Genomic DNA, 20,122 nt, shown 5'->3' on the forward strand with positions numbered 1-20,122 from the left:
AAACGACTACAAAGCCTCCGCATCCCTGACCGCACGAGCGTCCCTGGACTTCGACGCCACCATCAAGCTTTACGGCATCGCCGGGATCACCTTCGGCATCGGCCCCTACGCGACCACCACCATCACCGTCACCACCGCCAGCGGACAAGACCTCACCTGGACCTGCCCCCTGGAACTCGGCGTCGAAGGCCGACTCGGCGTCCTGGCAGGCATCAAAATACTCGGCTTCGACCTCGGCGAATGGAAAGCCACCGCAACCAACACCTGGCCCCTCTTCACCGCAAACCCCTGCCAAAACACCCCCGTCATCAAACCGTCCGACCCGGTACCAACCGGGGTCATAGGGATGGCCGCTGGGATTGAGAGCGCCTTCGCTCTGAAAGCCGACGGGACACTGTGGGCATGGGGTTTCAATGCATCCGGAAATTTGGGGACAGGCTCCGATGCGTATGCCACCTACGTGCCCGCTCAGGTTGTGGGACTTCGGAAGGTCACAGGTGTCGCAGCATACGGATACAACGCCTACGCCCTCAAGAGCGACGGATCTGTGTGGGCCTGGGGGAGCAACTACTACGGCCAACTTGGCAACTCAAATGGTGGGCAATATTCATCGGTTCCACTCGAGGTCCAGGGGTTGAACAGCGTCAGGAGTATCGCCACTAACGGTGAGTATGACAGTCTGATCGGAGCCCACTAGGACGGCCCGAACGGTACCCACCAGCCGGACATGCCGAACCTAATGACGGCTTGAATGGTACCCACCTGTGAACGTTGATCCATCCAGTGTTGGATCGACGACGGGAGGGCCGGGATGGGGTCAAGAGTGGAGTTGTTCGCGCAGATTCGGAGGGATGCCCGGGTGGAGGGCGCGTCAATCCGGGAGCTTGCCCGCAGGCACCAGGTGGCGCGGAAAACCGTGCGTAAGGCGTTAAGTTCCCCGGTCCCGCCAGAGCGTAAAACTCCTGTACGGTCCTCGCCGCGGCTTGATCCTTATAAACCGACGATCGACGCCATGCTCGTCGAGGACACGACGGCGCCGAGGAAGCAGCGTCACACTGCCCGGAGGATTCTTGCCCGGCTCATCGAGGAGCATGGAGCGGACGAGTTGTCGTATTCGACGGTGCGTGACTACGTTCGGGTCCGCCGGGCGCAGATCGATGTGGAGGCCGGCCGCCGGGTTGAGGTATTTGTTCCTCAGGAGCACGCCCCGGGCGCGGAAGCGGAAGTGGACTTTGGTGAAGTCTGGATCGTGCTGGACGGGGTAAAGACGAAATGCCACATGTTCATCTTCCGGCTTTCTCACTCCGGCAAAGCCATCCACCGGATTTACCCCACCCAGGCCCAGGAAGCGTTTCTGGAAGGCCACGTCGAGGCGTTCAACGAGATCGGCGGCGTGCCGGTCAAACATATCCGCTATGACAACCTCACCAGTGCCGTCAGGGCCGTGGTGTTCGGTCAGGGGCGGAACCGCCTGGAGAATGACCGGTGGGTGTTGTTTCGCTCGTTCTATGGATTTGATGCCTTTTATTGCCAGCCAGGTCTTGCCGGCGCTCACGAGAAAGGCGGGGTCGAGGGCGAGGTGGGCTGGTTCCGCCGCAACCGGCTGACCCCGATGCCCGTGGCGAGGTCCCTTGATGAGCTCAACGACTGGATCCGGAGCCGGGAGGTTCAAGACGATCAGCGGCGGATTGATGGCAGGATCCGCACTATCGGCCAGGACTTCGCCGCCGAGCGCCCGTTCCTGGCACCGTTGCCGGCCGACGAGTTCGATCCCGGTCTGGTGTTGAACCCGAGAGTGGACCGGTCCTCAATGATTACCGTGCGGATGGTGAAGTACTCGGTGCCAGCACGGTTCATCGGTCGGCGGGTCCGGGTTTCATTGCGGGCATCCGAAGTTGTGGTGTTCGACGGCCGCGCGGTGGCGGCCCGGCACCAGCGGATTATTGCCAAGGGCGGGCAGTCGGTCCAGTTGGACCATTATCTGGAGGTCCTCAAGACCAAGCCCGGCGCTTTGCCTGGTTCCACTGCTTTGGCCAGGGCGCGGGAGTCGGGTGCTTTCACCAGCGCCCATGACGCCTTCTGGTCTGCCTCGCGCAGGGTCAACGGTGATGCCGCGGGGACCCGTGAACTGATTGACGTCCTGCTGCTGCACCGATCGATGGAAGCCGAAGACATCGAGGCAGGGATCACCGCAGCCCTTGGAGTAGGTGCCGTCAGTGCCGACGTCGTGGCGGTTGAAGGCCGCCGACATGCCTCCAGCATCCCTGCTGGTGGGTCCCGTCCTGACCGTCATCGCGGTGCTCATGCTGAAGCGAAAGTGCAACGAGTTGTCAGCCTGACCCAGCGCCGGCTGATGGACCCGGCGGCGGTCATCGCCGGGCTCCCTCCAGACAAGCGGCCGCTCCCGGCGATCAGCGCCTATGACGAGCTGCTGGCCAAACGCACCGAACACTCCGCAGGAACCGCGTCGAAGGAAAACATCTCATGAGCCCCACCGCACCGGCCACCACCATCACCCCAACCCTGCGACGGCGCCGCGGTCTGACTGAGCAGGCCGCGGTCGCGGCCGTGGACCAAGCATGCCGCCGATTGCGCCTGCCCACCATCCGGGCGGTTCTGGACGAAGCTCTGACCGTCGCGGGGAAGGAACAACTCTCTTACCAAGGCTTCCTGGCCGAGCTGCTGCTGGCCGAATGCGATGACCGGGACCGTCGCTCCTCAATCCGACGCGTCAAAGCCGCGAACTTTCCCCGGGATAAATGGCTCGGTGATTTCGATTTCGACGCGAACACGAACATCAACCCCGCTACCATCCATACCCTCGCTACCGGCGAATGGATTCGAAAAGGTGCACCGCTATGCCTGATCGGGGACTCCGGAACCGGCAAATCCCACCTGCTTATCGGGCTGGGCACCGCCGCGGCGGAGAAGGGATACCGGGTCAAATACACTTTGGCCACCCGGCTCGTGAACGAACTCGTCGAAGCCGCCGACGACAAAGTCCTCGCCAAGACCATCGCCAGATACGGCCGAGTGGACCTGCTCTGCATTGACGAGCTCGGCTATATGGAACTGGACCGGCGCGGCGCCGAACTCCTCTTCCAGGTCCTCACCGAACGCGAAGAGAAGAACTCCATCGCCATCGCTTCCAACGAGTCGTTCTCCGGCTGGACCAAGACATTCACCGACCCGCGCCTCTGCGCCGCGATCGTTGACCGGCTGACGTTCAACGGCACCATCATCGAAACCGGCACCGATTCCTACCGCCTCGCCCACAGCCTGACAAGGAACGCGCACTAAAAGGTAGCCGCGGCCGCCCGCCCCACGAACACATAGGTTGTCGTTGACCACTTCATGCCGCGCAACAGGACAGTTTGGAGACGTCAGTAGTGAAGGACTGGGCTGCTATCTTGATGCCTTCGGCCATGGTCAGATAGGGGCTCCAGAGATTCGCGACCTGATCAACGGTCATCCCGGCCTCCAGAATGTAAATCCCTGCGGCGGCGATGTCCCCGGCGTCCTTACCCACGACAGTGATCCCTACAATCCGACCCGTGTCCGCGTCGGCAACGATCTTGATGAAGCCGCGGGTATCACGGTTCACCAGCGCGCGAGGGATAAATTTGAGCGGCAGAACCCGGCACATGCACCGGATCCCTGCCTGGTTCGCTTCCTTGTCCGTCATCCCGACAGCGGCCAGGGCAGGGCTGGTAAACGTGACCCGGGGCAGGTGCCGGTAATCGACCTCACGCCCGGCACCCTCAAAGGCGTTCTCCACCATCAGGGCCCCGTGCGCGGCGGCGACATAAACGAACTCCGGGTGACCCGTCACATCACCCGCGGCCCAGATCCTCGGATTAGTACTGCGAAGGCTCCCGTCGACCAGGACTTCCCCGCGGTCCCCGGTTTCAACGCCGACCATGCAAAGGTTCAAATCCTCCGTGACCGGGCGCCGGCCTGTTGCCATGAGCAGGCGCGCGGCCCTGAATTCCTCGTTTCCTCCTGAGACGGAAGCATCCACGACCACGTCCCCCGACACCTCATCGGTCCGGACCGAGGACGCTGTCGCTCGACGGACGACCCGGATACCCTCATCGGCGAAGACACCGGCGAGGGCATGCCCGGCTTCAGGCTCTTCGGCCGAGGCGAGCTTGGACCGGACCAGGATGGTCACCTCCGTGCCGAGCCGGGCGAAAAGCTGCGCCTGCTCCAGCGCCACATACCCGCCGCCCACCACCAGCATCGAAGCGGGAACGTCCTGCAGCTCCATCGCACTCGTGGACGTCAGATAATCCACCTCGTCCATTCCCGGCACTTCAGGGATCCAGGGGGTGGAGCCGGTCGCGACCAGGTAGTGTTCCGCGCTGACTGTCTCGGTGGTTCCGCCCGGGGCGGTGATGTTCAAAACCGGTGCGGCTGCGGTTCCGGCGAACACCGCCGTCCCCCGCTGCAGGTTCCATCCATAGCCCGCGGCGAGATCCACATACTTCTCTGACCGCATGGATTCGACCAGTGAGCGCTTCCCGGCGACCAGTTCGGGTATATCCACCGGCTCTGCGGAGGTGCTGATACCGGGGAACCGTCCGGAAGCATCGAGGGCGACATGGCGGGCTTCCGCGGCGGCCAGCAGGGCCTTGGACGGGATGCAGCCCGTGTTCACGCACGTGCCTCCCACAGTGCTGCGCTCCACCATCAACACCCGCTTGCCACGGCTGGTTGCCCGGATGGCCGCAGCGAAAGCAGCCCCGCCGGAACCGATAATGGCCAGGTCATAATCGAAAGATGCTGCCGACACGAGGGACTCCTGAAGATGGAAGGGAAGCAGCCGCCAGCACACCTGTTGCTCAACCGACCGCCATGTGCAGCCTTCAACCGAAGACCAGCTCTGCATCCCATTCTCAACCTTCCCCTACACTGGAATGTCAAGGAATCGCCGTCCTGGCCGCCTGCTAAGAAATGAGTTCATGATGCGTATCGGTGAGGCCGCGGCAGCGGCAGGGATGACAACCAAGACGCTGCGTTTCTACGAGGACAGCGGGCTTCTCCCGGCAGCGAAAAGATCCTCTAACGGCTACCGGGACTACCATGACGACTCCGTGGCCAGGCTCGAATTCATCCGCCGCGGACGGGCCGCAGGCCTCGCCCTGACCCAAATACGCGAAATTCTTAGCCTCCGTGACGCCGGAGAAGCCCCCTGCGCCCACGTCCAAGACCTTCTCTCCAACCAGCTGGCCGAACTGGACCACCAGATTTCTGAACTAATGGCGCTGCGATCCATCGTCGCCGGCCTTCACGCCACTGCCGCGTCCGGGACCGACGCAAGCTGCGATCCCGAACAAATCTGCAGCTACCTCTGACGCACTACTCCGCCAGACGCCAGCTTCCAACAACCGGGACCCCGGGTATCGTCCCAACCCGCGGCAGTGTTTTCACAGACCCAGAAACCACGCCAAGAACCCCTAGACACCCTCACAACATCATCCCCGGACGTCCGACGGGTGGGTACCGTTCGGGCCGTCCTAGTGGGCTCCGATCACGTTGACACAATCAAACGGGAACACAGCCTACGCATTGCGCTCGGACGGCACTGTTTGGGCATGGGGAAACAACACCAAAGGCCAGCAAGGGCAAGGCCACACTCTGGGGACAGGCCTCACTCCCCTTCAGGTGCAGGGTCTTACGGATGTCACCAAGATCTCGGGCGGCGGAAATTCAGGCTACGCGCTCAAGAGCGACGGGTCAGTGTGGGCTTGGGGTTACAACGGGGAGGGCCAGCTAGGCAACGGAACAACCGCCAACTCCTTGGTACCGGTCAGGGTTTCGGGCTTGGACGGAGTGCGGGACATTGTGGGCACCAGCTATGGCGCCCTTGCCCTTCGCAACGATGGAACCGTCTGGGCTTGGGGTCACAACGGGCTTGGCCTGTTGGCAAACGGAACATACCAGGGATATAGCGATGTCCCCGTTCAGATCCCCGGGCTAAGTGGCATGGAAAGCATAGGGGCTAACACTAATAGCGCCTTCGCTTCCAACGGCGCAGATGAGTTTTGGGCCTGGGGGTACAACTATTCAGGGGAGCTGGGAGATGGCACCCGAAACAACGCAACCGCACCGGTTCGCGTGCAGCAGCTAAACGGTGTCCAGTTCGTCACTGGAGGCCTCTACACGTCCTATGCCCTAACCGGCGACGGAAGACTCTGGTCTTGGGGAGAGAACGGTCTGGGACAACTAGGAAACGGCACAACTGCAGACTCTTACGTTCCGCAGGAAGTTCCGGCCTTCTGATCCGGCGTGCGTGGAGCCCTAGCCGACGCGCTCAAACACCATGGTCGCCTGTATGCGATCGCCGCCGCCGATCACGCCCTTGCTTCCGCTGCTGGCGGTGGTGATGGTGTGGAGCCTGTAACCCTTAGCGGCTTGATCGTTGATGGCCCTTTCCAGGGAAGGCAGGTTACCCGAACCGGCGCCCCACATTTTTTCTTTCAGGATCACCTGGAGAACCACGTATTGCTGCATTTGCGCCACTTCCTTCTGTTGCTGGACGGTTGCGTGCAAGGCTACTCGACGCCGGTGGGGAACCTATGGGTTTCAGGCGCGGTCGTGAAGCGTCACGTGGTAGCCGTCGGGATCGGCGAACGTGAACGTGCGTCCGAAGGGACCGTCCATGGGTGCGGCGACGATGGTGTGGCCGTCGGCCAGGAGCGAGTCATGGATAGCCTGCACATCCGTGGCGTGCAGCCAGATTGCGGCGCCGACGCCCGGCTGATCAACGGACGTCAGGTCCGTCCCCGGAGCGATGGTGCGGAGTGCGAAGGTGACCGGCTTCGTGTCGAACACGACGGCGTGGGGCGGCCCTGCTTGCGAGCGGACAAGGCCGAGGTACTGCTCGTAGAACGCTTGAGACGCGTCGAGGTCGCGCGCTTGGAGTGAGATGAAGTCGGGGCCGGTGACGGGCATGTGATGCTCCTATGATTCTTTGTCAGTTATCTGACACGACGAATCTATGTCAGAATACTGACATGAGTCAACCCGGGATCGACCTCACCACGTCACTGGGATATCTGCTGAAGGAAGCGTCGAGTGCCCTTCGCGCCTCCATGGAAGCAGCGCTGCGGCCACTTGGCATGACCATTACCCATTACTCTTGCCTGGAACTCCTGGCGCAGCGCCCGGGCTTATCTAACTCCGAGCTGGCCCGCGGCGCGTTCGTCACCCGACAATCCATGAACGTACTGCTCCAAGCCTTGGAACGCGACGGCTATGTGACCCGCCCTGCGGAGGCCCGAGTAGGGAAAGTCCTTCCTGCGCAGCTGACTCCGCTGGGTCGGAGCAGCCTTTCGACGGCGAGCGCTGCGGTCCGCGAGGTGGAAAACAGGATGCTAGCTGGCATGACGCACGACGAACAAAAGGCCGCATTCAAGGCGTTGCGAAGCATGATCCATTCATTGGGCGACGACGCACTGGATGGCACCCATGAGAATCAGTAGGACCATCCAGCCGGGGCCGGTGCCTGCGGTTGGTAGTAGCCTCACCACTGATTTCAGTGGGCTCCTGTCATTTTTATGGGGTTGCATTCGTCGTAACCGATCCACTAACACCCCTTATTGTCTTGGGTTGTGTGCCGGAGGAGACTTGAGGCGACGGCATCCCACCTGGTACCGCCCGCGAGGCCACTGAGCTGCGGGGCCTCGCAGTACCCCAAAGCGGCTTGGTGGATCGGTGAGCCCCATGACACCCCTGGATCTGGCTACTCAAAGACGGCGCTATCTCTTACCTTTGCTGGTTGTCGCACTCATTGGATGTCTCGGTGGGTGTGACTCCAAGCCCGACGACGCCTCCCTCCCGTCCCCAAGTTCTTCGACGACGGAGGCTCGCACGGCCCCGGCACAGACTGAAGGTGGCGCCCCCCAAACAGTCCCACTGCTGCCGGAGAGTGGCAACCTCGACGCCGGCACCTACCGGGTCCTCGTCAAGGGCTACTCGGCGCCTTTCGAGATCACAGTCCCAGCCGGTTGGTCGACTTACGACGGCGATGGTGTGGCCAAAGATGACCCGAATCACCCGGATGAATGGGGCGTCTTCGTGGGTTGGTGGCCCGCCGACTATGTGCCGACGGACGCATGCGCTTGGGAGGGGGCGCTCGTCAAGGTCGATCCGTCGGTTAAGAGCTTCGTCGACGCATTGACGGCGCAGACGTCCACGGCGAGCACCCCTCCCGTCAAGGTCAAGGTGGGTGATTACTCCGGCTTGGAGTTCGACCACTTCGTCAAGGGCGGCGTGGACATCACAGGCTGCGACCGCGATAAGTTCTGCATCCACTCTGAATTTTCAAACGAATGCTCACGCTGGTACTCGAGCGCCGCTGAGCGCGAAACTTACCGGGTTGTGGATTTGAACGGCAAGCGCGCTGTGAGCTGGGTGGTGCAATTCCACGAATCGATCAATCCGGAGCTGACGAGGGAGGCACGCGCCGTTTTCGACTCGATCGTGTTCGGTCCCGGTAATTGAACGGGCGGCTGGGGAATTAGGCGGATCTCGCGGCCGAGATGTCCAGGCGTGAGCGAAGAGTAGGAAGACCGGGACCCCTGAGGTCCTCAAGGTAGGGATGACGTCCGGCCATCGCCATCACCAGGGCGAGGGTCGTACCAGTAACCAGTGGTCCTGTTCCTGCGGAGAAGGGACCGTCATTCGCCTCCAGCCGCAGGTCGGCGGCGTGCGTGCGGCTGGCGACCGCAAAGTCCCGGCGGGCGTAGAACTCCGCGACGGGCGTCAAAGCGTCAATGCTCGGAGTGCGTGGAAGTCCCAGGGGCCGGCGGATGTCCTGGGCATGCACCACTACCTCCCCCAGATACGCTGGTATATCGGAGGACGGTGCGATGCTGCTGTGAATGACGGCTCGAAACCGGTCCAAGGTCTTGGCCGGGGTGCTACCACGGTGCTCCTCGAGCCTGCGCTGGTTGTGCACGTCGGGGCGGAAACGCGCACCGAGCATGCTGCGCAGCCACTGCCACTGGTTAAGGCTCGCCGCTGCCGTGAGATGTGCGACTACTTGCTCCACATCCCACTGCCCGCACAGGGTCTTGTGACGCCACTGTTCCGCGCTAAGGCCCATCAAGTCCTCCATCAGCGCTGCGCGCTCAGCGTGAACCAGGGTCCAAAGATGGCCGTCCGAAAGTTTCCCCATAACTTCCTGCTTCCTCCATATGAGTGTCGTGGGTTCAATCCCACGCTCGCTTCTTATAGACGCATTCAAGCACAGCGTCCGCCCCAGCGTTCCAGCGCGACGATCGCCTCGCGCAAGGCGAGCCCTTTATCGGTCAGCGCGTAGGCCCGGGTGTTATGCCGGAGCGGCAGGCGGGACAGTACACCGGCGGCTTCGAGCTCGCGCAGTCGGGTCGCGAGGATGTTGGTCGGTACCCCGAGGTCGCGCTGCAGATCGCCGTAACGCTGTGGCCCGTCGAGCAGCCGCTCCACGATAAGCAATGCCCACCGTGGTCCGACGATGTCGAGGGCCGCGGCAAGGTTGCTCACGCGGTCGGCTGGGCGTCCGGCTTCATCCAAAACGGTGAGTAGTGGTAGCCGTCAGGGTCATCGAATTGGCGTTGGTACATGAAGGGGTAGTCATCGGTGTCACCGATCCGCCCACCGGCGGCGCTGGCGCGTTCGATAAGCTCGTCCACCGCCTCTCGGCTGTCGAGATCGAATGAAACTGTGACCTTCGAGGGGGTTTCGGGTCCGCCCACCAACTCCTCGGCGCCACCGACGCTCGCGTACATCTCGCGGCTACCGAGCATGACGTACTGCTCGGGGGCGATCGCGAAGCATGACACGTTGTGATCGGACATCTCAGTGTTGAGGGTCCAGCCGAGGGCGTTATAGAAAGCTGTCGCGCGCTCGACGTCTTCAACCGGGCATGTGATAAAGAGGCTCATGCGGCCCATACTTGCAAAATGCAAGTATGGCGTCAAGGCCTTAACGCTTTACATTGCCACTCCCGTATTCCCGGGCGGCTATCCGAAGAGTAAGGTGGGCCACCCCACCATCAGACGTTCGCGTGCAAGGTCCGTTTGTAGCCGGTGGAGCTCGAGCGAGGTGGCATCATGGCATCATTCAGCTCTCCAGTGCCGGCGCATCTGGGCATTTTCGTCACAGATCCGGACACGGGACGTCCCGTCCAGCGGCTGCCGCTCTATGCAGAAGTTGCGGTTCCGCGGATAATTCCGCCACCGCCTATCAACGAACGGTTCAGGGAGCCCCTGCGCGCAGCAATTATAAGCGTGGACCCCTCAGCTACCGGCGCCAGTCGGGACAGGGTGGAGAATGCGGCCCTACGTGCTCTAGCTTCCACCGTGAGCAAGGAAAGCCGCGAGCGACTGATAACTCAAGGTCAGATGGTGAACGACCTATTCCAGGAAGCACTCAAGAGTGTGTTGGAGGCGGCGGGCCGTGAGCGCCTTTCAGAGATTCCCGTGGCGGACCTGGAACGCCTCATGGCGGACGCGGTACGGGCAGCGGCTTCTCGACTTGGCCTTGAAACTGAGCCCGAGGTTCCGGACCAAAGCGCTTTATGGGCGGAGCCGCTAGGTATACTGACCACCGACCATATGGGGTACGTCTCGTTCGATCTTCGAAGACTGGGAGCGGACGTCCAGTTGATGCTCTCGGAGGCCATCCAAGCCCGCCAGCTGGGCACTGGACCATCATCCAGCTTGGCCGTGTGGATCTATCCCAGTGGCCATTCGGGCAGGTTCGATGCGCTGGATCAGGCCCGCTTTTCCTCCGACGCCATACTCGCCCGACTTAAAGTATCGTGGCATACCCTGCCGTCCTCGCTGATCAACATGGGCCCCCGCGCACTGCAAAATCCCAGTCTTACAGACTGGAGGCTCTCCCCCGCCTCGTTTGCAGCAACTCCCACCACGCTCCTCGGAGCGGACGGTTGCGAGGAGATGGTCCCCTCGAACCTGGCGCTGCAGGAATTCGTCCTCCGCCAAGTGGTGCGGCTGGTGGACGTTCCCCCTAATTTCGGGGTTCCGCAGGAGTTTAAGGCCGCCTACGTAGACGACTACAAAGTCACATGGTTCTCCCTCGGTCATTCCCTCGGCGAGATTCTCTACAGCTTGCCGCTGGCACCTGGGGAGAGCGTAAAGCTGGCCGTGATCGACTGGTCCTGGGACAGCGTCGCAAAGCGTGACGAGAAAACTAAAATGACCGAAGAGTTGCTGCATCAGACCCACCGCGACCGCACCATTTCCGAGACGGTCAAGGCCGGGGTCAAAGAACTTCAACACGGGAGCTCGTTTATGGCGGGCGCCGCTGGATCATCGGGTGCCACGGGAGGTGCCAATCTGGGGGTCGTGGGGCTGGGTGCCGCCGTGGGAAACACCTGGAGCTTGGGAGGATCCACGGCTACCAGCGACGGAAGCAGGGATCTAGCGGCGGAGAACGTCCAACGACTGAACGACAGTTTTTCGCAGGCCAGCTCATCTCAGCGTGAAATCAACTCAACAGTTGTCATCCAGGCCCGCCAGGAGGAGAAGGAAAGTATCCAGACCCGCACCTTCTCGAACTATAACCACAGCCACACTTTGACGATCCTCTACTACGAGGTGCTGCGGCACTACCGGGTGACTGTTGAGTGGGTCCGCCGTCGCCCCTCCGTGCTGGTCCAGATGTCGCTAAACCTCCCCCAGGTCCTGACGGCGAAAGCACTTCTCCTCAGAAGATTCCAACTCGAACCCTTCCTTCTCGATCCAAAGCTGGCGGCAGGTTTTGACGCTGTCGCTCGAGTGGTACTGGGTGAGGAAAAACTGAAGCGCGAGGTGGAGAAGTGGGGTGCGAACACCCAGACGATCGACCCGGGCGCAAAGCTCTTCGTCAAGCTCATCGCCCAGTTCACCACCACCTCCGACGATACGTCGGAACCGGTCTTCGTGGTGCTCCATCTACTGGACGGACGGATTTTCGAGTTCCAATGCGATGGTGCTGGCGACGAGGGAACCTCCCCCGAATTCGAGAAAACCCTACCTGTCGCTATCCCCTGGAAAGACATCAGAGGCATCGAAGTAAAACTGAAGGACATCAACTCGGGCGGTGATTGGCAAGAGTCAAACATCCTGGTGACGATGGTGACGGTGGAGAACGAGCGAATCAATATACTCGCTGATTCCGGCACCCGGACTTTGGATGATGCCGGTGGGAGCACCGGGTTGCTCCCTTCGAAACAACCTCCTTCAGCAACCACAACCACCGTGGGACTCAAACCAAACCGTAATGACTTCGTTTCGGCCGAAGACGACGTGGCTTTGCAGAGTCTAGTCGCCCATCTGGATACGAACCGAGGCTATTACAACAGCGTCCTAATGCTCGGAACCGATGCCAACACAATCGCCAAGGATTTCGAGAAGAAGCAATGGTCGCCGGGGCAGGTCATGTCCGACCACGTCGACCCCACACCCTTGGAAGTGTTTGGAAGCTACGTGGCATATGGGCTGGCGAAGCAACCCTCCGCAGTGGACGACACCACGGTGGTGGACATCGCCGCGGCACTGAACGGCACCGACCCTACGCGCCGCCAATGGGCCACCTCCGTTCTTGCAGCCATGAGTGAGCAGGACCGGCAGACTGTACTTGAGAGGTTGCCGCTGGCCTCGGCCAAGTCCGAGCGGCTGATTTCCATGCCAACCCGGGGCGTTTTCGCTGAAGGCAAGCTCGGCCACTGCAACGTCTCAGAGGAGATCGATAACACACGCTTCTGGAAGTGGGACGAGCACCCCATACCTATCGATGCGCCGGGCATCAACCCGGTTACGCCCATCCAACCTCAACCGCAGCAGCCCGGTGTGGCTCCCACACCATTCCCACCTGCAGTAGTGAACATCGTCAGTCCCAGCCCGGCTCCTGATCCCGGCGGACTCGCGGCAGCGTTATCTCTCCTGGGGACGCCCAACATTTTCCGTGACATGTCAGGCCGCCAAGAAGTAGCGGACCTGTTGAAGAAGCTTTCCGACAACACCATTGCGATCGCAGAGGCTGCCAATAAGGCCCGGGACATCCAGGCCAAATACGGGATGGGCCTGGATAAGCAGGAGAAAGACGCCGAATTGGGTACAACGCAAGCCGGGGCTGAGGTTGCCAAAGAAATGATCAGGCAACGGCGGGAAGAAGCACAACAAGTCTCACCCAGCCAGGCGCAGGACGCCATCAAACTGTCTGAGTCTGAGACGCGCAAGGGCAATAAGTCCCAAGAAGAGCACAAGGACTACAGCAAACAGGTCCAGCAAAACGTCCAAGGTGCCAAACCAGTCCGCAAGTCCAAGAGCACCATCAAACTCAACGTCGATCTCAAGGGCTATGGCAACAATCTCCTGATCGGCCGGTTCGGCATTGATGTCAAACAACGTGGGGCCTCGGTTGGTTTTCTGACAGCCACGGATTACTCGCGGCAGGGCCAGCTGGAAGTTGGAGTCACCAATGAATACGACGACCCGCGCTACTCACTTGAGATCAACGGCGAAGTTCTAGGCGGCGTAGGCATCAACGCCGAGCTCCGAGGCCGGGGCGTGGTCCAGATCCCCCGCGAAGACTTCGACCTGTACGACTACTTCTATCTTGTGGCCACGGCAGAGTATGGCGAGTTCGACTTTGAGACGACCAAGAGCGACGAGGTGTCCGAGGAAGTGGCCAAGAAATTGGGCGGCGGAGTGGATCTCGCCTACAAACAGATCATCACAATGAAGACCGAGGGTGGCATCGAATGGAAGGACGGCAAAAAGCACACGTCTGCCTCTGCCGTGAAAGTGAAGGTGGTCTATTACACGGGTGGAATCACCATGAGCTATAGCAAAAAGCCTTAGGTCGCATGCGGACGTGATGTGGGTGTTGCGCTGAAATATGTCCCCCGCCCAACCGGCGGGCAACCTGAACTGGGAAGCCCGCCGGTGGGCGGATGATAGAGCGTTCCGCTCAAGCCCTTGGGAACTGATAGAGCGTCAGGCTCAAACCCCCCGGAACTGATAGAGCGTTCCGCTCAGGCCCTCGGGATGTGAGAGAGGGATCCCGAATTGGGGATCGGATGTGAGAGAGGGTTACATGTCTGCTAGCGCGCCGCCGGGGTTTTCGATTGCGTCGGCAACGTACCGGAGGAAGCCGGCCGCGGTTTCGCCGTCGCACACGCGGTGGTCGAAGGCGAGGGTCAGCTCGGTGACCTTGCGGACGGCAAGCTCACCGTTGACCACCCAGGGCTTGTCGATGATGCGGCCAACACCCAGCATCGCAACCTCGGGATAGTTGATGATCGCGGCGGAGCCGTCCACGCCGAACACACCGTAGTTGTTCAGCGTGAAGGTGCCGGAGCCAAGTTCGGTGGGGGTCGCCTTTCCGTCACGCGCGACGGCGGTGAGTCGGCGGATCTCTGCGTCCAGTTCGCGGGCACTCAGCTGGTGCGCGTTCCGTACGGACGGGACTACGAGTCCGCGGTCGGTTTGCGCAGCGAAGCCGAGGTTGATTCCGTCGAACCCAACGATCTCCTGCGAGCCATCCGAAGCGGTTTCAAAGCGCGTGTTCAAGGCCGGGTACTTTTTTAACCCAGCCGTGACAAAACGGGCGATGAAAGCCAACAAGCCAGGGGTGTCGTGCGGCGCGCGCTTCTTAAGTTCGGCACGCATCTCCAACAGGGCGGTCGCGTCCACATCCACCCACACGGTGGCTTCGGGGATCTCCGAGCGGCTGCGAGTCATGTTGGCGGCCACGGCCTTGCGGACACCACGAACAGGTGTCCGCGCAGACACAGACAGACCAGTCCGGCTATCAACGGCATCAGCAGAAGCGGCAACGGGAGCGGGAGCGGAGACACGAGAAGCAGCAGGAGCAGGTTCACGTGTAGCAGGCACAGTAATAGCCGCTTCCACATCCCTGCGCATGATCAGCCCACTGGTACCCGAGCCCTCAATGGCGTCGAGGGAAACCCCATGGTCACGCGCCATCTTCCGCACGAGCGGCGAGATGACGGCACTGAGCTTGCCGGGGATACGCGTCCCCGCCACAGCCGGCTCCATCTCCGTTACAGCAGCAGGCTCAACAACTGAAGAAGCGACAGAGACACTCGCCTTCCGCGGTCGGGTCCGCCCACCGGTCACTCCCCCGGGAGTTCCGTACCCAATGAGCACGTTGCCAGATCCGGCCTTCTCCTCGGTCCGGTACGTCTCGGCGGCAGCTTCCGCGGCCGGCGAAGCGTCAAGACCTGAGGACACCGGCGAAGGATCAACAGAACCAGCCGGAACAGGAGCTGCGGCAGCGGGCGAAGCCGCAGAAGCACCAGCGCGAGCGATCGAGATCAGCGGCTTGCCGACGTCGAGCGTTTGACCGGCTTCACCGTGCAGCTCGGCGACGGTGCCGGCGTAAGGCGAGGGCACCTCAACCATGGACTTGGCGGTCTCAACCTCGGCGATGGGCTGGTCAACCACAATCTCGTCGCCCACGGCAACGAGCCAGTTCACCAGTTCGGCCTCGGTGAGGCCCTCCCCGAGATCGGGCAGTTTGAAGACCTGCATATCTGAGCTCATGGTCAGTCCTCCCATTGAAGGTCGTCGACGGCGTCGAGGATACGGTCGACGCTTGGCAGGTAGTAGTGCTCCAGCTTGGGAGACGGGAACGGGACATCGAAGCCGGTCACCCGGAGTATCGGCGCGGCGAGGTAGTGGAACGCGCGTTCCTGGACGCGGGCCACGATCTCGGAGGACACGGAGGCGAATCCGTGGGCTTCGGCGATCACGACGGCGCGTCCCGTCTTGCGTACTGACGCGCAGACGGTTTCGTCGTCGAAGGGGACGAGGGTGCGGACGTCGATGACTTCCAGGGACCGGCCTTCTTCGGCGGCGGCAGCTGCCGCGGCGAGCGCGGTGGGAACGGACGGGCCGTAGGCGATGAGCGTCGCGTCTGTGCCGGGACGGGCAACAGCTGCGCGGCCCTCGGTGGAGGTGCCGGCGTCGTGCTCTGCTCGCAAGGCACCCAGGTCAACCTGGTCCTTGGACCAGTAGAGCTTTTTGGGTTCCATGAACATGACGGGGTCGTCGGAGTCGATTGCTTCGCGGAGCATGCGGTAGCCGTCGGCCACGGTGGCTGGGGTGTAGACCTTCAGGCCGGCGGTGTGGGCGTAGTAGGACTCGGAGGAGTCGCAGTGGTGCTCCACTCCCCCGATGCCGCCGGCGTAGGGAACACGGATGACCATGGGCATTTTGAGTTTGCCCTTGGTGCGGTTGTGCATTTTGGCTACGTGGCTGACGATTTGTTCGAAGGCCGGGTAGGCGAAGGCGTCGAACTGCATTTCGATCACGGGGCGCATGCCGTTGATGGCCATGCCCACGGCCATACCCACGATGCCGGATTCTGCCAGCGGGGTGTCGAAGCAGCGTTGTTCGCCGAATTCGGCCATGAGGCCGTCGGTGATGCGGAAGACGCCGCCCAGCATTCCGACGTCTTCGCCGAATACCAGGACGGATGAGTCGGCGCGCATGGCGTCGGCCATGGCGGTGTTGAGCGCCTTGGCCATGGTGAGGCTCTGCGGGCCGGTGGCTTCGGCAGTGGCCGCGGCGGAAGCGGCTGCGCTGGCGGTGGCTGCGCTGACGTTGCCGTTAACCGTGGTGGTGACGGTCATTTTGCGCTCTCCGTTCCGTGGTTGTCGGCGCTTTCAGCGCGTGCGAGTTCGCTGGCCAGCAGCTCTGACTGTTCTTTCAGCTGCGGCGTTTGCTTGTCGAAGACGTACTTGAAGAGGTCCAGCGGCTGGACGGGGACGTCCTCGCCCAGGCCTTCACGGAGCTGGGTGGCCACGGCTTCAGCATGCGAGGCGATGCGCTCCGAAGCGGCGGCGTCCAGCAGCCCCTTGTCCGTGAGGTACGACTTCATGCGTGCCAGCGGATCCTTGGCCTGCCATTCGGCAACTTCGCTGTCCGGGCGGTAGCGGGTGGCGTCGTCGGCGTTGGTGTGGGCTTGCATGCGGTAGGTGTGGGCCTCGATCAGGAGCGGGCCGGAGCCTTCGCGGGCCAGCTTCACGGCCCGGTCCATCACGGCGAGCAGCGCCACGAGGTCGTTGCCGTCAACGCGCTCACCGGCCATGCCGTAGCCAACAGCCTTGTGGGCCAGCGACGGCGCCACGGACTGGTGGCTGAGCGGTACGGAGATGGCGTACTTGTTGTTCTGCACGAAGAAGATGACGGGCAGGTGGAAGACGGCGGCGAAGTTCAATGCCTCGTGGAAGTCGCCTTCGCTGGTGGCGCCGTCACCGCACATGGCCATTACCACCGTGTTTTCGCCGCGCAGTTTGGCTGCGTGGGCGACGCCGACGGCGTGGAGCAGCTGGGTGGTCAGCGGGGTGCACTGGATGCCGACGTTGTGCGCGCTGGGGTCGTACCCGCCGTGCCAGTCGCCGCGGAAAATGGTCATCACCTCAACGGGGTCCACCCCGCGGGTCATGACGGCGACGGCGTCACGGTAGGTGGGGAACAGCCAGTCGCCTTCGCTAAGGCACATGGCAGCTGCAACCTGGCAGGCTTCCTGGCCGTGGCTTGAGGGGTAAACGGCCATGCGGCCCTGCCGTACCAGCGCAGAGTTCTGATCGTTGACGCGACGTCCGACGACGAGCTGCTCGTAAGCGGCCATCAGTTCAGCATCGCTGGGTGTGGGGTATTCGTGGCCGGGTTCGGTGCCTTGCTCGTCATGGGAGCGGAGGGTGCCATCCGGGTTCACCATTTGGATCTGGTGCCGGGCGGGGAGCATGTAGTCCTCAACGCTGATGCCGAATTTTGTCCGAACGTCAGCAGCTTGGTCCTCTACAGCCGTTTCCGGCGCAGAGTGATCTGCGTGGATCGTCATTGGTCCGTCCTTCTTTAGCCACTATGTGCTTCCAGTATGTTCCCCGGGCTTGTTTCGTATCTAGCTTTCCGCCGAATCATGGAAGCCCTTGCCTAAACTGGGTATTCTGAAAGACAAATTGCAATTGTGAGCTGGGTAACGTGCCCGTGCTGTAGACGAATTGGAGAGCCAGTGAGCGAGGCTGAGGCGGAGCAGACCGCCGTACCGCTGGACAGCGTGGACCGGGACATCATCCGAGAGCTGACCACCGATGGGCGCATGTCCATCACGCAGGTGGCGGAGAACGTCCACATCAGCCGCGCCCATGCGTACACCCGGATCGCCCGGCTTACCGGCGAAGGTGTGCTGACTAAGTTCACTGCGCTGGTGGATCCCATCAAGGCGGGGCTGCGGTCCTCCGCGTACGTGACGTTGAAGGTTCAGCAGCACTCGTGGCGCGAGTTGAAGGAACAGCTGCGGGCCATCCCGGAGATCCATCACATCGCTTTGGTGGGCGGCGACTTCGACGTCATCCTCCTCGTCCGCGCCACAGACAACATCCACCTCCGCCGCGTCATCTTCGATCAGCTCCAATCCATGGACGGAATCCTGGACACCCAAACCTTCCTGGTGTTCGAGGATGTAGACACCCGGTGACGTTCCAGCACAAGCTCGCCTGGACGCTGGCGGCCAGCGTTCTGGCGGGTGTCCTGTGGCTGGTTGCTGCCTTCCAGCTCTTTCACAACCCACCCCACGCCACTCCCCAACGGACCGACGCAATTGTGGTTCTGGGCGGCATGAGCAGTGAACGACTCCCAGTGGGCCTCGCCTTGCGGGAGCAGTTGGGCATCAAGGACTTGGTGGTGATCACCACCGGGCTGCCGGCCAACGCCGGTTCGGACGAGTTTTGTGAAGCGCACGACGGCGACCCTCACCTTGACTGCTTCCGCCCGGATCCGCTGAACACCAGGGGCGAAGCCGCGCGGCTAAGCGATGTTTGATGTGTGGTTGAGGCCCGAATACTAAGCGTTCTGCGCACTTCCTTCGTGTTCTGAACGGCTAGGAATGCACTAGTTTCGAGCGCCTTCCGGGGCCGGTCATTTGGGGGTAAACGTGCACACCATCATGCCTACTTTTGGGACTCGCCCGGAAGCCATCAAGATGGCTCCTATTGTGCGGGCGTTGATGGAGTCGGACCTCTTTGAGTGCGTGGTTACCGTCACCGGGCAGCACCGCGAAATGCTGGACCAAGTCAACGAACTCTTCGGGATCACTCCGGACCACGACCTCAACATTCTCCAGCCCGGGCAGTCCCTCACGGACATCATGACCCGAACCATGAGCGGGCTCGATAAGTTGTTCGCTGTTTCCAAGCCGGACGCGGTGATCGTTCAGGGCGACACCACTACGTCCACTGCCGGCGCTATCGCCGCTTTCTATCACGGCATTCTCGTGATCCATGTTGAAGCCGGCCTCCGCAGCGGCAACCTGCTCTCGCCTTTCCCGGAAGAGGCGAACCGCAAGATCACCAGCCAGATCGCGGCCCTACATCTGGCGCCGACCAGCACCAGCCGGGCGAACCTCCTGGCCGAAGGTGTGGCTGCGGAGAACATCGTGGTGACAGGCAACTCGGTGATTGATGCATTGCTCAGTACCGTGGACAAGAAGGTCCCGTTCTCCGATCCTCAACTGGAATCCCTTGCTGCGAGTGGTCGCCGTGTGCTTTTGGTGACGACGCACCGCCGTGAGAACCAGGGCGATGCCATGCGCGGAGTCGGCCGGGCCCTCGCCCGCATCGCCGACGCCGAGCCGGACCTGGTTATCGTCCTTCCGGCTCACAAGAACCCGGTGGTCCGCGAAGCCGTGCTTCCTTCTTTGGAGGGCAAGCCGAATGTTATCGTCACTGAGCCCCTGGCTTATGGCGAATTCACCCGCATGCTTTCCTTGGCCCACATCGTCCTCATCGACTCCGGTGGAGTCCAGGAAGAAGCACCCAGCCTGGGCAAACCCGTTCTGGTGATGCGGGACAACACCGAACGCCCCGAAGCCGTGGAAGCCGGCACCGTTGCGTTGATCGGCACGGACGAGGAGCGGATTGTTACCGAGGTTGGCCGGCTGCTTCACGATGCTGAGCACTTCGAGGCCATTGCGAATGCCGTGAACCCTTATGGGGACGGGTTGGCGTCGGAGCGCACGATCCCCGCTATCGCCGAGCTGCTGGGCGCGGGGCGCCGGGTGGAGGAGTTCGGGATGGAGCGGGCCGTTTAGGACTGCT

At 62.0% G+C, this 20,122-nt stretch carries 20 protein-coding genes; 11 read left to right on the top strand and 9 right to left on the bottom strand.

All coding sequences use genetic code 11. The features are described from left to right. The 3 genes from MOD31_RS04320 to istB all read left to right on the top strand — a co-directional run. Positions 1–697, top strand: a 697-nt coding sequence (locus tag MOD31_RS04320) for an RCC1 domain-containing protein (RefSeq protein ID WP_374206971.1), incomplete at its 5' end; no start/stop codon positions are given. Positions 698–811: 114 nt separating this feature from the next. Continuing rightward, positions 812–2,488, top strand: a complete 1,677-nt coding sequence (gene istA, locus MOD31_RS04325; RefSeq protein ID WP_011691636.1) for an IS21 family transposase — start codon at positions 812–814, stop codon at positions 2,486–2,488. Continuing rightward, positions 2,485–3,300, top strand: coding sequence for an IS21-like element helper ATPase IstB (gene istB, locus MOD31_RS04330; RefSeq protein ID WP_011691635.1), 816 nt, complete (start codon positions 2,485–2,487; stop codon positions 3,298–3,300). Before istA ends, istB begins: the two co-directional genes overlap by 4 nt. A 52-nt stretch (positions 3,301–3,352) precedes the next feature. Here istB and merA read toward each other — a convergent pair whose 3' ends face one another. After that, positions 3,353–4,795 carry a mercury(II) reductase gene (merA, locus tag MOD31_RS04335; RefSeq protein ID WP_250819938.1) on the bottom strand — a complete coding sequence of 481 codons (1,443 nt, stop codon included), beginning with the start codon at positions 4,793–4,795 and terminating at the stop codon, positions 3,353–3,355. A 172-nt stretch (positions 4,796–4,967) separates the two neighbouring features. On the opposite strand from merA, the gene MOD31_RS04340 reads away from it, so the two are divergent. Both MOD31_RS04340 and MOD31_RS04345 read left to right on the top strand, forming a co-directional pair. Next, positions 4,968–5,357, top strand: a complete 390-nt coding sequence (locus tag MOD31_RS04340) for a heavy metal-responsive transcriptional regulator (RefSeq protein WP_031216440.1) — start codon at positions 4,968–4,970, stop codon at positions 5,355–5,357. A gap of 181 nt (positions 5,358–5,538) precedes the next feature. Further along, a complete protein-coding gene (locus MOD31_RS04345; protein WP_250819939.1) occupies positions 5,539–6,285 on the top strand; it encodes a hypothetical protein in 747 nt (248 codons plus the stop codon). An 18-nt stretch (positions 6,286–6,303) separates the two neighbouring features. On the opposite strand, the gene MOD31_RS04350 is transcribed toward MOD31_RS04345, so the two are convergent. Continuing rightward, on the bottom strand, positions 6,304–6,516 hold the full coding sequence (locus tag MOD31_RS04350) for a DUF4177 domain-containing protein (protein ID WP_223940732.1): 213 nt from the start codon (positions 6,514–6,516) through the stop codon (positions 6,304–6,306). Between the two features lie 72 nt (positions 6,517–6,588). Next, complete coding sequence (locus MOD31_RS04355) at positions 6,589–6,957, bottom strand: VOC family protein (RefSeq protein WP_223940733.1); 369 nt, start codon at positions 6,955–6,957, stop codon at positions 6,589–6,591. Positions 6,958–7,019: 62 nt separating this feature from the next. On the opposite strand from MOD31_RS04355, the gene MOD31_RS04360 reads away from it, so the two are divergent. Together MOD31_RS04360 and MOD31_RS04365 are read left to right on the top strand one after the other, a co-directional pair. After that, positions 7,020–7,487, top strand: coding sequence for a MarR family winged helix-turn-helix transcriptional regulator (locus tag MOD31_RS04360; protein ID WP_223940734.1), 468 nt, complete (start codon positions 7,020–7,022; stop codon positions 7,485–7,487). A gap of 232 nt (positions 7,488–7,719) precedes the next feature. After that, a complete protein-coding gene (locus MOD31_RS04365; protein ID WP_250819940.1) occupies positions 7,720–8,508 on the top strand; it encodes a hypothetical protein in 789 nt (262 codons plus the stop codon). 16 nt (positions 8,509–8,524) lie between these two features. Here MOD31_RS04365 and MOD31_RS04370 read toward each other — a convergent pair whose 3' ends face one another. From MOD31_RS04370 to MOD31_RS04380, 3 genes are all read right to left on the bottom strand, one after another. Continuing rightward, a complete protein-coding gene (locus MOD31_RS04370) occupies positions 8,525–9,184 on the bottom strand; it encodes a maleylpyruvate isomerase family mycothiol-dependent enzyme (RefSeq protein ID WP_250819941.1) in 660 nt (219 codons plus the stop codon). Positions 9,185–9,249: 65 nt separating this feature from the next. Next, positions 9,250–9,531 carry a helix-turn-helix domain-containing protein gene (locus MOD31_RS04375; RefSeq protein ID WP_250819942.1) on the bottom strand — a complete coding sequence of 94 codons (282 nt, stop codon included), beginning with the start codon at positions 9,529–9,531 and terminating at the stop codon, positions 9,250–9,252. Continuing rightward, positions 9,528–9,932 carry a VOC family protein gene (locus MOD31_RS04380; RefSeq protein ID WP_250819943.1) on the bottom strand — a complete coding sequence of 135 codons (405 nt, stop codon included), beginning with the start codon at positions 9,930–9,932 and terminating at the stop codon, positions 9,528–9,530. Before MOD31_RS04380 ends, MOD31_RS04375 begins: the two co-directional genes overlap by 4 nt. Before the next feature lie 417 nt (positions 9,933–10,349). On the opposite strand from MOD31_RS04380, the gene MOD31_RS04385 reads away from it, so the two are divergent. Next, positions 10,350–13,856, top strand: coding sequence for a hypothetical protein (locus MOD31_RS04385; RefSeq protein WP_250819944.1), 3,507 nt, complete (start codon positions 10,350–10,352; stop codon positions 13,854–13,856). A 231-nt stretch (positions 13,857–14,087) separates the two neighbouring features. Here the strand turns inward: MOD31_RS04385 and MOD31_RS04390 are convergent, their stop codons facing one another. From MOD31_RS04390 to pdhA, 3 genes are read right to left on the bottom strand one after another with little or no spacing between them, the layout of a single operon-like run. After that, positions 14,088–15,563, bottom strand: a complete 1,476-nt coding sequence (locus MOD31_RS04390; protein ID WP_250819945.1) for a dihydrolipoamide acetyltransferase family protein — start codon at positions 15,561–15,563, stop codon at positions 14,088–14,090. A 2-nt stretch (positions 15,564–15,565) separates the two neighbouring features. Next, positions 15,566–16,654, bottom strand: a complete 1,089-nt coding sequence (locus MOD31_RS04395) for an alpha-ketoacid dehydrogenase subunit beta (RefSeq protein ID WP_142938199.1) — start codon at positions 16,652–16,654, stop codon at positions 15,566–15,568. Then, entirely contained in the window at positions 16,651–17,868 is a 1,218-nt protein-coding gene (gene pdhA / locus MOD31_RS04400; RefSeq protein ID WP_250819946.1) for a pyruvate dehydrogenase (acetyl-transferring) E1 component subunit alpha, read from the bottom strand. The genes MOD31_RS04395 and pdhA overlap by 4 nt, the downstream gene beginning before the upstream one ends. A 171-nt stretch (positions 17,869–18,039) precedes the next feature. On the opposite strand from pdhA, the gene MOD31_RS04405 reads away from it, so the two are divergent. The 3 genes from MOD31_RS04405 (at position 18,040) to wecB (ending at position 20,115) form a co-directional block, all read left to right on the top strand. Further along, positions 18,040–18,504 (top strand): Lrp/AsnC family transcriptional regulator, encoded by a 465-nt coding sequence (locus MOD31_RS04405; protein WP_014922530.1) that lies wholly within the window; start codon positions 18,040–18,042, stop codon positions 18,502–18,504. Then, positions 18,501–18,848 (top strand): hypothetical protein, encoded by a 348-nt coding sequence (locus MOD31_RS04410; protein WP_250819947.1) that lies wholly within the window; start codon positions 18,501–18,503, stop codon positions 18,846–18,848. Before MOD31_RS04405 ends, MOD31_RS04410 begins: the two co-directional genes overlap by 4 nt. A 124-nt stretch (positions 18,849–18,972) precedes the next feature. Further along, on the top strand, positions 18,973–20,115 hold the full coding sequence (wecB, locus tag MOD31_RS04415) for a non-hydrolyzing UDP-N-acetylglucosamine 2-epimerase (RefSeq protein ID WP_284705251.1): 1,143 nt from the start codon (positions 18,973–18,975) through the stop codon (positions 20,113–20,115). The last annotated feature ends 7 nt before the right edge of the window (positions 20,116–20,122 follow it).

Origin of the sequence: Paenarthrobacter sp. TYUT067, from assembly GCF_023656375.1 — a bacterium.
Lineage (GTDB): Bacteria > Actinomycetota > Actinomycetes > Actinomycetales > Micrococcaceae > Arthrobacter.